Annotated in this window: 17 protein-coding genes and 2 riboswitches; of the genes, 3 read left to right on the top strand and 14 right to left on the bottom strand. The window is 41.6% G+C overall.

What is annotated here, in order from left to right; translation table 11 throughout:
- Positions 1–230 precede the first annotated feature (230 nt).
- The 5 genes from J0K78_RS14435 to J0K78_RS14415 all read right to left on the bottom strand — a co-directional run bounded on the left by J0K78_RS14435 (position 231) and on the right by J0K78_RS14415 (position 3602).
- On the bottom strand, positions 231–401 hold the full coding sequence (locus tag J0K78_RS14435; protein WP_202412393.1) for a YuzK family famiily protein: 171 nt from the start codon (positions 399–401) through the stop codon (positions 231–233).
- Positions 402–597: 196 nt separating this feature from the next.
- A complete protein-coding gene (locus J0K78_RS14430; protein WP_206947680.1) occupies positions 598–963 on the bottom strand; it encodes a carboxymuconolactone decarboxylase family protein in 366 nt (121 codons plus the stop codon).
- A 66-nt stretch (positions 964–1029) separates the two neighbouring features.
- Positions 1030–1884: a MetQ/NlpA family ABC transporter substrate-binding protein gene (locus J0K78_RS14425; RefSeq protein ID WP_206947679.1), complete on the bottom strand. Its 855-nt coding sequence runs from the start codon at positions 1882–1884 to the stop codon at positions 1030–1032.
- Between the two features lie 31 nt (positions 1885–1915).
- Positions 1916–2584: a methionine ABC transporter permease gene (locus J0K78_RS14420; protein WP_206947678.1), complete on the bottom strand. Its 669-nt coding sequence runs from the start codon at positions 2582–2584 to the stop codon at positions 1916–1918.
- A complete protein-coding gene (locus J0K78_RS14415) occupies positions 2577–3602 on the bottom strand; it encodes a methionine ABC transporter ATP-binding protein (protein ID WP_206947677.1) in 1026 nt (341 codons plus the stop codon). The genes J0K78_RS14420 and J0K78_RS14415 overlap by 8 nt, the downstream gene beginning before the upstream one ends.
- Positions 3603–3684: 82 nt before the next feature.
- A riboswitch (SAM riboswitch) is annotated at positions 3685–3793 on the bottom strand.
- A 225-nt stretch (positions 3794–4018) separates the two neighbouring features.
- A riboswitch (SAM riboswitch) is annotated at positions 4019–4124 on the bottom strand.
- A 90-nt stretch (positions 4125–4214) separates the two neighbouring features.
- On the opposite strand from J0K78_RS14415, the gene J0K78_RS14410 reads away from it, so the two are divergent.
- Complete coding sequence (locus J0K78_RS14410) at positions 4215–4637, top strand: TlpA family protein disulfide reductase (protein WP_242517897.1); 423 nt, start codon at positions 4215–4217, stop codon at positions 4635–4637.
- A gap of 136 nt (positions 4638–4773) precedes the next feature.
- On the opposite strand, the gene J0K78_RS14405 is transcribed toward J0K78_RS14410, so the two are convergent.
- From J0K78_RS14405 to J0K78_RS14370, 8 genes are all read right to left on the bottom strand, one after another.
- Positions 4774–5088, bottom strand: a complete 315-nt coding sequence (locus tag J0K78_RS14405; RefSeq protein WP_242517896.1) for a thioredoxin family protein — start codon at positions 5086–5088, stop codon at positions 4774–4776.
- A 10-nt stretch (positions 5089–5098) separates the two neighbouring features.
- Positions 5099–5446: a toprim domain-containing protein gene (locus J0K78_RS14400; protein ID WP_160911659.1), complete on the bottom strand. Its 348-nt coding sequence runs from the start codon at positions 5444–5446 to the stop codon at positions 5099–5101.
- 122 nt (positions 5447–5568) lie between these two features.
- Complete coding sequence (gene gcvH / locus J0K78_RS14395; protein WP_160911657.1) at positions 5569–5952, bottom strand: glycine cleavage system protein GcvH; 384 nt, start codon at positions 5950–5952, stop codon at positions 5569–5571.
- Between the two features lie 83 nt (positions 5953–6035).
- The gene (locus J0K78_RS14390) at positions 6036–6395 is read right to left on the bottom strand and encodes an arsenate reductase family protein (RefSeq protein ID WP_206947675.1); all 360 of its coding nucleotides are present in this window, start codon (positions 6393–6395) and stop codon (positions 6036–6038) included.
- Positions 6396–7130: 735 nt separating this feature from the next.
- Positions 7131–8912 (bottom strand): acyl-CoA dehydrogenase family protein, encoded by a 1782-nt coding sequence (locus J0K78_RS14385; RefSeq protein WP_206947674.1) that lies wholly within the window; start codon positions 8910–8912, stop codon positions 7131–7133.
- A gap of 19 nt (positions 8913–8931) precedes the next feature.
- A complete protein-coding gene (locus tag J0K78_RS14380; protein WP_160911652.1) occupies positions 8932–10107 on the bottom strand; it encodes an acetyl-CoA C-acetyltransferase in 1176 nt (391 codons plus the stop codon).
- A 25-nt stretch (positions 10108–10132) separates the two neighbouring features.
- The gene (locus J0K78_RS14375; RefSeq protein ID WP_206947673.1) at positions 10133–12532 is read right to left on the bottom strand and encodes a 3-hydroxyacyl-CoA dehydrogenase/enoyl-CoA hydratase family protein; all 2400 of its coding nucleotides are present in this window, start codon (positions 12530–12532) and stop codon (positions 10133–10135) included.
- 217 nt (positions 12533–12749) lie between these two features.
- On the bottom strand, positions 12750–13667 hold the full coding sequence (locus J0K78_RS14370; protein ID WP_206947672.1) for a proline dehydrogenase family protein: 918 nt from the start codon (positions 13665–13667) through the stop codon (positions 12750–12752).
- 241 nt (positions 13668–13908) lie between these two features.
- Between J0K78_RS14370 and J0K78_RS14365 the strand changes: the two genes are divergently transcribed.
- Both J0K78_RS14365 and J0K78_RS14360 read left to right on the top strand, forming a co-directional pair.
- Entirely contained in the window at positions 13909–14166 is a 258-nt protein-coding gene (locus tag J0K78_RS14365) for a hypothetical protein (protein WP_206947671.1), read from the top strand.
- A gap of 11 nt (positions 14167–14177) precedes the next feature.
- Complete coding sequence (locus J0K78_RS14360) at positions 14178–14507, top strand: spore coat protein (RefSeq protein WP_146816736.1); 330 nt, start codon at positions 14178–14180, stop codon at positions 14505–14507.
- Between the two features lie 53 nt (positions 14508–14560).
- Here J0K78_RS14360 and copZ read toward each other — a convergent pair whose 3' ends face one another.
- Complete coding sequence (gene copZ / locus J0K78_RS14355; RefSeq protein ID WP_160911647.1) at positions 14561–14767, bottom strand: copper chaperone CopZ; 207 nt, start codon at positions 14765–14767, stop codon at positions 14561–14563.
- Positions 14768–14868: the final 101 nt, after the last annotated feature.

The raw sequence follows: 14868 nt of genomic DNA, 5'->3' as shown, positions 1-14868 counted from the left end.
CCAGTATCTATTTTTATCGAATGTCCAAGTTAATCGGAAACAAAGAACTATTCTCAATTTATTCTCATTATAATCTTATATCATTTAGTGCTTGTTATCAACTTTTTCCCATTAGCTGAAAACGTTGAACCGGACATGTAACAAACAAATTTCTACATTTTTCATGTGTATTATAACATGAAAAAATCAGGTGGCTAAACACACCTGATTTTTTCATCTAATGTCATGAATTATCTATGCAATTGACGGTCGACTTGGGCAATCATTTTCTGACTCTCTTCGAATTCACGTTGGCGTTTCTCTTCTACTTTCAAGCGTGTATCCAACTTTCTGCTGTACTCCGCATAACTCATGTTATGAGACTGGTGCATGGCTTTCTCCATATCAGCAGTGTAATTCAAATTCAGATCGTCATTGATAACGAATCAATCCTTTCAGATTATTTACACAATTTAAAATACCACAAATAATATACCCAAACAAAGCCCTTTGAAACTCTAAAATTCACCAAATCAAACTCTTTTCTCTGATGTAAGCGTTTACCTAGAGCGATTGTTTAGAATACATTCGATTTTCTCGAATTTTCTAATAAGTGGATCAATTAACCGTTGACGTCAAATCCATGTATGCATCCTGTACAAGTGTTACAGCCTGGCTCAAAGCTGCTCCTCCTCCAAATGCCGCAGCCACACCACAGGCTTCTAATATTTCCTTCTCTGTTGCTCCCTGATCGACACAGCCCTTCGTGTGGTAAATCATGCAATACTCGTCCTGTGCAACAATGCTGATTCCTAATGCCATCAATTGCTTATCTTTTTTAGATAATTCCCCTGCTTTAAAGCATTCTTGTGTAAATTCATCGAACTTATGAGAAACTTCCGGCATGTGCTCTCTGAAGGCTCCCATTCCTTCTTTATAATCATGTAAATACGTTTGCGTCCACGTCATATTTTGTTCCTGCATACGAAAACCTCCCAATAAAAATAAGTGACTGCGGTTAGTATAAACCGCAGCCACCCATTTTATCCGTTATTCAGCATCACTTGATACCGGCACAACAGCGCCGTCATATTCTTCTTTTATGAAGTCTACGATCTCTTCAGAACGAAGAACTTCTACAAGGGTATTCAATGCTTCATTGTCTTTATCTTCACTATTAGCAGCAACAACGTTTACATATGGAGAGTCAGATTCCTCGAGAATAATTGAATCTTCACTTGGAGACAAGTCAGCTTCAATCGCATAATTTGTATTAATAGCTACAAGCACGTTTTCTTCACGTTGATAAACCTGGGGAAGGTTTGCTGCATCTACACCTGTATCAAATTCAATGTTTTTAGGGTTTTCTACAATATCCTGTACCGTAGCTTCTACTTTTTCAACACTTTCATCCAATTTGATCAGCCCTTCTTTTTCTAAGAGAGAAAGAACTCGTCCGTGAGTAGATACGGAACGACTCATGACTAGCGTCGTGCCCTCTTCTACATCTTCCAGGTTTTCATACTTTTGAGAATAAACTCCGATCGGCTCAATGTGGATACCACCGAGGTTTGCAAAGTCATATCCTTTCTCTTCTTCTTGAGTCTCCATATAAGGGATCGTTTGGAAATAGTTTGCATCGATTCGACCTTCATCTAAGTCTTGGTTCGGTAAAATATAATCCTGATATTCTTCAATCTCTAATGTGATTCCTTTTTCTTCGAGCATAGGTTTTGCTTTTTCAAGAACTTCAGCGTGAGGAACACTAGTAGCTCCTACCTTAATCTCTTTGGTTCCATCCTCACCTTCAGATCCTGATGAAGTTTCCTCCTCATTCGATGACCCGCAAGCTGCGAGAACAAGGATAAATAATACGGCGATTAAACTCGTCCAGATTTTTTTCATTTTTTATTCTCTCCCTTTCTTTATTTTATCTTTATCTTTTATCCAATTTCCGTGAGATCGCATCTCCGATGAATTGGAATATAAACACAATCAATATGATTAAAATGGTACAGATAAATACAACATCAAAATTACTTCTTTGGAAGCCGTAGAAATAGGCGAAGTCGCCAAGTCCACCTGATCCAATTGCACCTGCTACTGCGGTGTATCCAATCAATGCGATCGCTGTTACAGTAATTCCCGATATAAGCGCTGGCATCGATTCCGGGAGTAATACTTTAAAAATGATGGTCGAGTACTTCGCTCCCATAGATTTTGCGGCTTCCACAACACCTTTATCGACTTCTTTCAAAGCAATTTCCACTAAACGGGCATAGAATGGAGCTCCACCAATAATTAGTGCAGGTAGCGCTGCTTGAGGCCCTCGAATAGTTCCAATCAGAAAATCAGTAAACGGGAACAACAATAAAATGAGAATGATAAAAGGAATCGCTCTAAATATGTTAACGATAGAGGCAGTGATCCAATTCAATGTTTTGTTTGCCCAAAGACCCCCAGGGCCGGTCAAATAAAGAAGCAGGCCCAATAGTAAACCTAAAACAAACGTACCCGCGACAGATACCAGAGTCATGTAGAGGGTTTCATTTGTAGCTGTAATCATGTCTTCCATTCTTACGTTCGGGAACCATTCATTAAACATGTGGATTCACCTCCACTTCTACAGATGTTGACCCAATATAATCAATGGCACGCTCGACTTCTTTTTGATTTCCATCAAACTGTACAAACATTGTTCCATACGCACCCTTTTGCGTCTGGGTGATTTTCCCATGCAGAATGTTGACATCTACTTCAAACTTCCTGGATAAATCGCTGATGAGTGCTTGATTTGTACTTTCTCCGACAAAGTGAAGGCGTATAATTTCTCCAGATCGGTAATTATCTTTGATCAACTGCAGGGAGGTCTCTTTTTCCGGATCTCCCATCACCTGATCCACAAACTTCTTCGTTACCGGTTTTTGAGGATGAAGAAAGACATCCAAGACTTCCCCTTGCTCCACAATCTTCCCTTCTTCCATAACCGCCACCTGATGACAAATTTTGCGTATTACATGCATTTCATGTGTAATCAGAACGATTGTAAGGCCGAGCTTTTCATTAATATCCACAAGAAGATCAAGAATCGAATCCGTGGTCTCTGGGTCCAAGGCGGATGTAGCTTCATCACACAAAAGAACTTTAGGGTTGTTTGCAAGTGCTCTGGCTATCCCCACCCTCTGCTTTTGTCCGCCACTCAATTGGGATGGATAAGAACCTCCACGTCCTTTCAACCCCACCAATTCAATCAATTCATCGACTCGTTTCTGCCTTTCAGCTTTAGGGATCCCGGCAATTTCCAATGGAAAAGCGATATTATCATGAACGGTTCGCGACCAAAGCAAGTTGAAATGTTGGAAGATCATTCCGATTTCTTGTCTTGCCAACCTTAATTTTCCTTTGCTTAAAGAAGTGAGTTCCTGATCATCGACAAGAATGCTTCCTTCTGTGGGGTCTTCCAACCGGTTCAGTAAACGAATAAATGTACTTTTACCGGCACCGCTATAGCCGATCACCCCATAAATTTCCCCTTTGTTAATGTTAAGACTTAAATCATCCACAGCTCGTACATCCTGATCTTTCGTGTGGAATATCTTTGATAGTCCTTTAATTGTAATCATGATGATTTCCCTCCACTTCCAAAAAAACGCCGCTCTGTTATGAGAACAGAGCGGCGTTTTTAATCTTACCTAAAAATCTGTTCTCTCATCTGTCAAAGTTTTTCACTTTGCAGGAATTGGCACCTGAGCAAAATAGTTCTGCCGGTTGCCGGGCATCATCGGGCCAGTCCCTCCGCCACTCTGGATAAGAGATTTTAGTCTATTAAATTATTATCACTTTAACTCGTTTAAGTAGCACAAAGAGGATTTTAGCACCGTACGAATTTTGTGTCAACTCCAAAACAGATTGTTCAGAAAATAAAGTCGATCAAAAATAAAAAAAAACGATCAATTATAAACCAAAACATCAAATATTCACGCGATTTACACAATAAAAAAATCCCTTCTTTAATAGAAGAGATTGATCGCGTTTACATTTCTCATCTATCAAAGTCAAAGACTTCGCAGGATTTAGCACCGTACAGTCTACCTGCCGGTTGCCGGGCATCGTCGGGCCAGTCCCTCCGCCACTCTGGATAAGTGAAGATGTCGATATGAAATTAATAATTATGTTAGCATGGGACATAGATTAGCGTCAATCCATAACTTCGCCAGATACAAAGGAGAATGACATTGAGTGAACAAGCCCCTTTATTTGAACTGCCTTATATTAACGATCAATCTTCAATCTATAAACTGGAAGACGACCTAGGGAAAGTTATTGTCTTGACCTTCTGGGCCTCCTGGTGTCCAGATTGCGGGAAAGATTTACCTATGAAAGAACAACTGTTCAAAACGATGGATCATGAAAAAGTAACGATGCTGACGATCAATGTTTCTGGAAGGGAACGGATGATAGAGGAAGGTCTCGAATTCACCGAAAAGTTTTTAATGCAGCCTACTCTTTCTGACGAAGGACGTTACGTTTATGACATGTACAATTGTGATGGCGTTCCTTCCACCATCATCATCAATCAACAAGGTAATATCCATGCGAATTTTGGTGATCAGTCCTCCTTCTTAGATATTGTAAGCAAACTAGGAGAAATCGTATGATATTCATGACTAGAAAAAACAGGGAAGACTCTGGAGAGTCTTCCCTGTTTTTTATTATAGAATAACTTCCAAACCATATTTAATAAGAGAAGTTTTCAATTCTACAGTAGTGGTCATTTCCTGGGAAATACATACACTATTCAACAAAACCAACGACTCTCTCATACATATAGGAGACAGATTGAAAAGCATATATCTTTTCCTCTACCTCCCCATCCCTCGTCACTAGCAGACATGGGACACTTTTAATCTTATAATACTGCATCCATTCAGGGTGCAGAGAAGCATTCATTTCCTTAAAAACTCCCCGATCAAAGACCGCTTCAAGTGTTGTAAGCATTTGACGTGCTAAATGACACGTTGCGCAAAAAGGGCTGTGAACGAAGGTGAGGGTCGTTTGTGGAGCATCAAAGTGCTTCTTTACTTCTGGTGATGTTTTTATTTCCTCCACAGCCATCCTCCTATATTAAATAAATCGATTTTACGTTGAAATGCCTACTAAGTAAGGCTCTTGCTAATTCAGCTTCCGGCGTAGCTGCTACTTCTCTGAAGGCCTTATCTATATAGATATGTTCGGCGTGAGGAAGCTCTTCCGTCAATTGTTTTCTTAATTTGTAGCCAGAGTCATCTTCATCCACGAGAATATACACGGTCCGATCATCTAAATTGTGATCAAAAATCATTTCTTCCATCCGCTCGATTCCTAAAGTCCCATGGGTGCAGATGATTTCAATATCTTCATCAAGAACCTTGTTCAACTTCTTTTTATCCGTGATTCCTTCAACAATGACGATTCGTTCTCCATCCATCTTCATCACCTACTATATAGAAACAGACCATGCCTGTCAGGCATGGTCTGAACATGATTAAGATCAAACGTGATCATGTCAGACAAGGTTTCTTAAAGCCCTGCCTGTCCAATGCACTATCCTTAGTCTTCATCAATCATTGCTTCATATTCTTCCGCGGTCATCAAATCATTGACCTTGGAGTTGTCACTTGGTTCAACAACAACCATCCAGGCTTTATCGTAAGGAGATTCATTAACAAATTCCGGACTGTCTTCCAAGTCTTCATTAACTTCGACAACCTTACCACTAAGAGGAGCATAAAGTTCAGAAACTGTCTTCACAGACTCTACACTGCCAAACGGCTCATCCGCTTCCAGCTCATCCCCGACTTCTGGAAGTTCTACGAATACGATATCTCCAAGTTCTGATTGCGCGAATTCAGTAATACCGACTCTAACTTTTTCCCCTTCTTCTTTCACCCATTCATGTTCTTCAGAATAACGCAGGTCTTTAGGTACGCTCATGTCAATTACCTCCAAAATAATAATTAAAATTCAATAACCAATATAAACATAAAAGCTATAGGCTTCTATTCCCAATAATGTGCTCACTGAGCCCAAACATTTTCAAACTCTTCCTGCTTAAACCCTACCGTTGTTTTTTCACCGTCAGTTAGGATGGGCCGCTTAATCAGCATTCCATCAGATGCTAACCACTCAATCATCTGTGCTTCTTCTGCTTCTTTTAGCTTTTCCTTCATATTCAGTTCTCTATACTTTTTCCCACTAGTGTTAAAGAATTTTTTTGCAGGTTTGTCACTAGTAGCAATAAAGCTCTTCAACTGCTCTTCTGAAGGGGGATTGTTAACAATATGTACAGATTCGTAGTCAATCCCTTCCTCATCCAACCACTTTTTAGCTTTTTTACATGTACCACAATTTGGGTACCAATAGAAGGTTAAAGACATCTCCACACCCTCCTTCATTCTTGTTGTCTAATATTTTATCACAACGAAGGCAAAGATTTCATTTATTTCTTAGATTGTCTTCATATTCACCTCACGCTCTTCCATAATCGCTCCCGATTGTGGAAGACTCAGTTTCGAGACTTTTGTTGAGAGGATGGGGGCTGCGGGGAATAGCTCGCTTTCCGCGGGAGCGCGGTGAGCCTCCTCGGACTGCGTCCTGTGGGGTCTCACCCTGCACCTTTTTCCCGCAGGAGTCTCGCCATTCCCCTCCGCCCCTTTGCCATGAAAGATTCTCAAAACCACGATTAAAAAGTCAGCTCGTATGATTATGGGAAGTGGATTATAGAATATCTCCATAGCACTTAAAAGCTTGATCCAGAGCGCTTTATACCTCTAACAGTTGGACGGTGGAAGACCATCCAACTTTGTACAGGGGTTCGTTTCTCTCTTACATCGAAAGGGGTGGTTGGGAAGCTGCGAGACTCCCGCGGGAATGGATTGGCTGGCGAGACCCCGCAGTGCGTAGCACGAGGAGGCTTGCCGTCATCCCCGCAGGAAAGCGAGTAGCTTCCCAGCCACCCCTGGCGCACAATCCAGGTAACGAACCCTGGAAAGTCTCGAAACTGAGTCTTCAAGAAACCTGCCATATTGTTTAAGATGAATAGAGAAAAACGAAGGCCTGCACCTTCGCGTTTTCGAAAGTGCAGGCCCTGTGTGACATTCAATCTTATTTTTTTAAACCGTATACTTTTCAGCTTCAATCAATGCTTTTGCAATCTCACGCTTCTTAGGAATAACATTTGTTGGTGTATGACGTGTCAGTTTACGCATGGCACCGAGCATCATTCTTAAAGAATCCCCGGATTCCGCTGCAATCAATGTTTCTTTCGCATGTCCTTCGATTCGATTGAAGGCTTCCTGCACATACACTTGTGTATAGAGGAGTTTCTGTTTGTTCTTCTCTTCACCTGATTTATTGATTGCTTTCTCCGTACGAAGAACGGCAGATTCCATGTTATAAATCTCGCCTACTATATCCGCGATATTTACAAGAAGTTCTTGTTCATTTTCCAGTTTTTCTCCGTATTTCTGTGCGGCAAGACCAGCAGCAAGGAGACCAATCTTCTTCGCATTTTTCAATAAATATTTCTCTTGTTCCAGAACTTCTACACCCGGTTCTTCCGGCATCATCATCATAATTTCTTCTTGAAGGGCTTGTGCTTGCTGAAGGAGAGGCAACTCTCCTTTCATTGCTTTCTTCAACAGTGTCCCTGGGACGATCATACGGTTGATTTCGTTCGTACCTTCAAAGATTCTGTTGATTCGGGAATCACGGTACATTCTTTCTACTTCGTATTCAGCCATAAAACCGTATCCACCATGTATTTGTACAGCTTCGTCCACAGCAAAGTCCAGCAGTTCTGTTCCAAACACTTTGTTCAATGAACATTCAATTGCATATTCTGCAATGACTTTAGCAACGGCAGCGCCATCTTTCAGCTCTTCGTCAGACAATTTACCCATGCTTTGTTCGAATAATCCTACCGTACGATATACGGAGCTCTCATTTGCATAGGTGTTGGCTGCTACGGAACCGATCTTTTCCTGAATCAATGGAAAGCTTGCGATTGGAGTCTTGAACTGTTTGCGGTCCTTGGCATACTTGACCGAAAGCTCAATTGCTCGCTTAGAACCACCTACTCCGCCAATTGCCAGTTTGTAGCGACCGACGTTTAGAATGTTGAATGCGATGACATGCCCGCGCCCAACTTCTCCAAGAACATTCTCAACAGGGACTTCCGCATCTTCTAATATCAATGTACGAGTGGAAGAACTCTTAATTCCCATCTTTTTCTCTTCTGGACCTGTAGATACGCCTTGGTAGTCACGCTCCACTATAAACGCCGTGAACTTATCTCCATCGATCTTGGCGTATACGACGAACACATCAGCGAAGGCAGAGTTCGTAATCCACTGCTTTTCTCCATTTAATACATAATGAGTACCAGCATCATTTAACTTTGCTGTCGTTTTTGCTCCAAGAGCATCGGATCCTGAACCAGGCTCTGTTAAAGCATACGCAGCAATTTTCTCCCCTGTAGCAAGCAATGGAAGGTATTTTTGTTTCTGTTCTTCATTACCGAAGAAAACAATCGGTAGAGAGCCGATGCCCACGTGAGCACCATGGGTAACGGAAAAGCCTCCAGCACGGGAAAACTTTTCAGTAATCAATGAAGAGCTGATCTTATCTAACTGAAGTCCACCGTACTCTTCAGGTACATCAGCACCTAACAATCCCAACTCTCCCGCTTGCTTCAAAAGGGCTACGGAATGTTCAAATTCGTGGTTTTCAAGGTTATCAATTTTTGGAACAACCTCGCCAAGAACAAAATCTTCCGCTGTTTTAGCAATCATTAAATGTTCATCTGTAAAATCTTCCGGTGTAATCACATCTTCTGCTGCCAAATCTTCGACAATGAATCCTCCGCCTTTAATCATCTCTTTCAAATCGCTCATCTTTCTGTTCCTCCCCGAGTTAAATTAATTCAAATACTCCAGCGGCTCCCATACCGCCACCAATACACATAGTCACAACACCGAATTGCTCATTCCGTCGTTTCATTTCATGGATCAAACTTAATGTAAGCTTTGTTCCTGTACATCCCAGCGGGTGACCCAAAGCGATCGCCCCACCGTTTACGTTTACTTTATCTTCATCTAATCCAAGTTCACGAATGACGCGAAGGGATTGAGATGCAAAGGCCTCATTCAATTCAAAGAGACCGATGTCGGATAAAGAAAGACCAGCCATCCGCAAAGCCTTTGGTACAGCTTCAATCGGTCCAACTCCCATGATCTCAGGCTCTACTCCGGCTACTGCGAAGGAGCGGAATTTGACTAGAGGTGTAAGACCCTCAGCTTCTGCTTTTTCGCGGTCCATAACCATAACAGCTGCTGCACCGTCACTCATCTGTGAAGAGTTTCCCGCTGTTACAGAACCTGTTGTTGAGAACGCAGGCTTCAACTTGCCAAGTACATCTTGTGTAGTACCTGCGCGAACTCCTTCATCCATAGAGAAGAAGCTTTTTCTTTCTTTTACTTTATTGTCTTCTCCAAGCTCACGGTTCGTCACTTCAACTGGAACGATTTCATCCTCAAATTTTCCTTCCTGAATCGCTCTCGCTGCACGTTCATGACTCTGTACCGCAAATGCATCCTGATCTGCTCTTGATATTTCAAAACGATTCGCCACTTCTTCAGCGGTATGCCCCATAGACATATAATACTCAGGAGCATTTTCGACCAACTGAATATTCGGCTTAATCACGTGACCTCCCATAGGGATGAGGCTCATAGACTCCGCACCACCTGCAATGGCTGTATCACTGTGACCAAGCATGATTTTTTCTGCGGCATAAGCGATACTCTGCAAACCAGAGGAACAATATCGGTTAACTGTAATCGCTGGCACTTTATGATGAAGTCCGGCAAGGCCTGCGATATTCCTCGCCATGTTCATTCCTTGTTCTGCTTCAGGCATCGCACATCCAATGATGACATCATCGATGTTGCCCTCATAATTGTTGGCTCTTTTCAATGTTTCCCTAATTGTCAAAGCGGCCAGATCATCGGGACGCGTATGTGCAAGTGACCCTTTCTTCGCCCGACCGACTGGTGTACGAGCTCCTGATACGATAACTGCTTCTTTCACGGCTCTTCCCCCTCTTTTTATTAACTTAATTACGTAGCGGCTTGCCTTTCATAAGCATGTGCTGCATACGAGCTTGAGACTTCGGCTCCCCTACAAGACTTAAAAAGGCTTCACGTTCCAGATCTAATAGATACTGCTCATCTACGAGCGTTCCCTCTTTCAACTTTCCGCCTGATAGAACAAAAGCAAGTTTTTCAGCAATTTTAAGATCATGTTCACTGGCATATCCACTTAGCGCTAGTGATTTGGCACCTAGAAGCATTGTGGCATAGCCCTGCTCACCAACTACCGGGATTTTCGTACGTTTAGGTGCCTGGTAGCCTGACCTCGCCAGCCCGAGCACTTTTTGTTTCGCATCATGGAGGAGATGGTCGCCGTTGACACTAATGGCATCCTGCTGGTCTAAGAAACCATTCTCTTTGGCTTCCTCTCCTGAAGTGGAGACTTTAGCCATAGCGATTTTTTCAAACACACTGTTGGCAACCTTCTGCAGATCAAAATCAATGCCTTTAGGTATGTTTCTTAAGTGCTTCATATAGAGTTCTTTATTTCCACCACCACCGGGAATCAGACCGACACCAGCTTCCACGAGACCCATATAGGTTTCCTGTGAAGCCTGGATGGCATCAGCAGGCAGACAAACTTCCGCTCCCCCGCCAAGAGTCATTCCAAATGGCGCTGCAACAACAGGCTTATCTGAATATTTCATTTTCATCATACTGTCCTGGAAACTCTTTACGACCATTTCGATTTCAAAGAAGTTGTAATCCTGCGCTTCCATGAGAATCATTCCAAGGTTGGCACCAACACAGAAGTTTTTTGCCTGGTTGCCGATGACAAGGCCTTCGAAGTTCTCATCTACATGATCAACCGCAAAATTGATCATCTGAATAATATCAAGTCCAATGGCATTGCTTCTAGAATGAAACTCCAAACCAGCGACCCCATCGCCAAGATCAATTAAACTGGCACCAGCATTTTTCTTTATGACTTCACGCTCTTCTTTCAGGCGTTTAAGGTTGATGACTTTTTCATTAAAGGACTGCTGTTTGTATTCTCCTTCATGATAGAAGTAAACGTTTCCATTTTCCTTCTTATAAAATGTTTCGATTCCATCATCCAGCATCTTCTCTACCCACGTTGGAATCGTCTCTCCTTCTTTCTTCATACGCTCCACAGATGCTTTAAGGCCGATACTGTCCCACATTTCAAATGGACCAAGTTCCCAGCCGAATCCCCAGCGCATAGCTTCATCAATAGACGGTACATCATCAGCAATTTCACCATACAATTCTGCTGAATAGAGAAGGACTGGCTTTACAACGGACCACACTAAGTCGCCAGCACGGTCACCTTCTGCATGTACGAGCGTTTTCAATTTTCGCTGTGGGCCTTTTTCCTGTTTCGCCATTTCAGTGGCTTTGGTCTTCAACTTGCCACGTTTTTCGTATTCAAGGGTTTCAGGGTTAAGCTGCAGGATTTCACTTCCCTTTTCGCCTTTCTGCTTAAGGAAGAAACCTTGCCCACTCTTCGATCCCAACCAACCTTTCTCAAGCATTTGTTTCATGAAGGAAGGAATTTCGAAAGCTTTTTTCTCTTTTCCTTCTACTTGGTCGTACACATTGTTGGCTACATGAATGAACGTATCTAAACCAACAACATCAAGCGTACGGAAGGTTGCGCTTTTTGGTCTTCCTATCATCGGTCCGGTGACTGAATCCACTTCACCGACGGAGTATCCTTTTTCAAGCATTTGCTGAACGGTCACTAATAGACCGTACGTTCCAATTCGGTTGGCAATGAAGTTGGGCGTGTCTTTCGCTTCAACAACACCCTTGCCAAGAACATCTTCTCCAAACTCTTTCATGAATTGAAGCACATCTGGACTTGTATGCTTCGTAGGAATCACTTCTAATAACTTCAAATAACGTGGTGGGTTGAAGAAGTGTGTACCTAGGAAATGAGATTTAAAATCCTCACTGCAATCTTCGGACATGGCTTCAATTGAAATTCCAGAAGTATTGGAACTGACAAACGAGCCTTTCTTACGGTGACGGTCAACGTCAGCTAATACTTTTTTCTTGATATCAAGGTTCTCCACGACTACTTCAATGACCCAGTCGACTTCTGATAAACGTTCCATATCATCTGTGAAGTTTCCGACTTCAATTAGATTAAGATTTTGTTTACTTGTTAGTGGTGAAGGTTTTTGTTTAAGCAGTGCTTTTTTATTTTCAGCAGCAATCCGGTTTCTCACGGCTGTATCTTCCAGCGTAAGCCCCTTTTTTGCCTCTGCATCAGTTAGTTCGCGAGGGGCGATATCCATCATCAATGTAGGAATACCTACATTCGCTAAATGGGCGGCGATTCCTGCGCCCATTACTCCAGATCCAAGGACGGCTGCCCGCTTGATTTTGTGATTCATTACATTTCCCCCTATCTCATTTGAATGAATGCTCATTCATTTTAAAGCCAAAAAAATAAGTACGGCTAATTCGTATCTATGTATAATATAAAATATTTTCAGACATTTCGCAATCCTTTTCTCCATAATTCTGTAAAATCTTCTCTTGAAATTTACTTGTTCCTGTATTTTATGCACAACTTCATAAAAGGATGCCCGCAAATATGCGGGCATCGAATTACTTTCCAAATACACCTTTTAGTACAAAGGCAACGTTCGCCGGTCTCTCAGCGAGCCTTCTCATAAAATACCCATACCAGTCATTTCCATAAGGAACATACACTCGCATTTTATACCCTTCTTTTACTAACTCCTCCTGTCTTTCCACTCTGATTCCATAGAGCATTTGAAATTCAAATTGTTCTTTTGAGATATCCTTTTCTTCTACAAGCGATTTCGTGTATTCGATCATTCGATCATCATGACTGGCTACGGCTGTGTAGTTCCCGTTCAGCAAATGGATCCGGATGATCTTCTTCAAATTCTCATCTACGTCTTTCTTGTCGGGAAAAGCGACTTTCGGTGACTCTTTATAAGCGCCTTTAACTAGTCGTAGATTCGGATGGTATTTGTCTAGTTCTTTTATATCATCAACGGTTCGGTATAAATAAGACTGTAATACGGTCCCTATATGCTCATAATCTTCACGGAGCTTCTTGAAGATTTCAAGTGTCTTTTCACATCTTTCATAATCCTCCATGTCAATGGTAACAAACACATCTTTTTCTTCAGCGACATCCAGAATCCTACGCATATTCTCCATCACAAGGTCTTCCGATATATCAAGACCCATAGAAGTTAATTTTAAAGAAAGCTGTGAATCCAACTGATGGTCGGCAATCGCCTCGATTGCTTTTATACAGCCTTCCGCTGCTTCCCGTGCTTCGGATTCACTATCAATAAATTCCCCTAGATGGTCGATGGTTACAGCCATCCCCTTCTCGTTCAATTCTTTGATTGTTTTAACCGCATCCGGCACGGTTTCTCCCGCTACAAACTTACCTGCCCCAAAGCGAAGTCCATATTTCTTTGCCAACTTGGTAAAAAAGCGGTTTTTTGATAAAAAAAGAAAAAAGTTTCTGAGTATCCGTTCCATTCTCCAACCCCCTAAACCTTGTTCCCGTTTACAAAATTCGTTCTGATTTTTCTGTCATGTAATCGTTAACATACTACTATTTTATCATTTATTAGATGGAATGGGTAAAAATTATGTTTCCTTCGACAAACCCCCACCTTTTTCCACAAGTTATGACTACCATTGGCTACTGAAATGATTTTTCTTATAGAAATGGCGATGAAGGTCATAATAAAAAATGAAAAATGAAGGAGGAAACGTGATGAAACAACAAAATCAATCCATGCAGCAGTCCCAGCCCATGTCTCAAGTACCTAATATCGTGAGTACAAAAGATCAGCTTTATCTAGCTGACATGTTGTCTTGGAATTTGAATGCCTGTAAAAAAGCTCATTTCTTTGCACAAAATTGTCAAACACCAGAAATACAGGCCGCTTTAGAAGAGGCTGGTCAAATGCACCAGCGCCATTATGATAAGCTGCTTAATCATTTGAATTCTCAATCCCAAACAACCAACTGAGGAGGTATATCATGAATCAGACTCAAAAGATTCAAAACCCTGAAACAAATGTTCCTAAAACTCCACAAATGAATGAGAGAGATTTTGTTAATGATCAGCTGACAACTGAAAAATATATGACCGCTTCTTATAACATCGCCTTAAACGAAGCTAGCAATCAAAACCTTTATCAAGATCTTGCTACGATTTTCAAGGAAACCCAGGACTGCCAACGCAACTTATACAATCTCATGTTTAAAAACGGATGGTATGCACTTGAACAGGCAGAGAAGCAGAAAATCGATCAGACGTATCAACAATTCACAGGTTATAAGACCCAATTGCCTTACAATGTCCAATAATTTTTAACGATCGTAGAGCTAAAAAAGAAGCCCGTTTCCGGGCTTCTTTTTGTTTATCCTACAGGTTCATACCCTTGAGCCTCTACGGCTTCTTTCATCATTTTCTTACTTACAAAAGCTTCATCGTACGTGATGTTTACATTCCCGCTGTCCAGATCAACTTCTACACCATGTACCCCTTCCAATTCTTGAAGAGCACCCTTCACGGATTGCTCGCAGTGGTTACACGTCATTCCATTTACTTCTAATGTCATTTCCATAGTTTCACACCCTTTCTTAAACTTAGCTCTTGGTTAACTATTCCACAAAAGATTGATTCCTTAACGTTTTTTTATGAAAGAATGATCTTTGCACATTTAAA

The sequence above is a fragment of the Halobacillus sp. GSS1 genome (assembly GCF_017307035.1).
Classification (GTDB): Bacteria; Bacillota; Bacilli; order Bacillales; family Halobacillaceae; genus Halobacillus; species Halobacillus litoralis.
Note: the sequence above shows the minus strand (reverse complement) of the source record. Positions and strands in the feature narration are given on the sequence as shown.

Coding starts and splice junctions, on each gene's coding strand:
- J0K78_RS14415 (WP_206947677.1), bottom strand. CDS start 3,602: ATGATTACAATTAAAGGACTATCAAAGATATTCCACACGAAAGATCAG.
- J0K78_RS14425 (WP_206947679.1), bottom strand. CDS start 1,884: ATGAAAAAAATCTGGACGAGTTTAATCGCCGTATTATTTATCCTTGTT.
- J0K78_RS14360 (WP_146816736.1), top strand. CDS start 14,178: ATGAATCAGACTCAAAAGATTCAAAACCCTGAAACAAATGTTCCTAAA.
- J0K78_RS14430 (WP_206947680.1), bottom strand. CDS start 963: ATGCAGGAACAAAATATGACGTGGACGCAAACGTATTTACATGATTAT.
- J0K78_RS14420 (WP_206947678.1), bottom strand. CDS start 2,584: ATGTTTAATGAATGGTTCCCGAACGTAAGAATGGAAGACATGATTACA.
- J0K78_RS14370 (WP_206947672.1), bottom strand. CDS start 13,667: ATGGAACGGATACTCAGAAACTTTTTTCTTTTTTTATCAAAAAACCGC.
- gcvH (WP_160911657.1), bottom strand. CDS start 5,952: ATGAGCGTACCTAAAGACCTGCGTTATTCTGAAGAACATGAATGGGTG.
- J0K78_RS14385 (WP_206947674.1), bottom strand. CDS start 8,912: ATGAGCGATTTGAAAGAGATGATTAAAGGCGGAGGATTCATTGTCGAA.
- J0K78_RS14365 (WP_206947671.1), top strand. CDS start 13,909: ATGAAACAACAAAATCAATCCATGCAGCAGTCCCAGCCCATGTCTCAA.
- J0K78_RS14390 (WP_206947675.1), bottom strand. CDS start 6,395: ATGTCTTTAACCTTCTATTGGTACCCAAATTGTGGTACATGTAAAAAA.
- copZ (WP_160911647.1), bottom strand. CDS start 14,767: ATGGAAATGACATTAGAAGTAAATGGAATGACGTGTAACCACTGCGAG.
- J0K78_RS14400 (WP_160911659.1), bottom strand. CDS start 5,446: ATGGATGGAGAACGAATCGTCATTGTTGAAGGAATCACGGATAAAAAG.
- J0K78_RS14375 (WP_206947673.1), bottom strand. CDS start 12,532: ATGAATCACAAAATCAAGCGGGCAGCCGTCCTTGGATCTGGAGTAATG.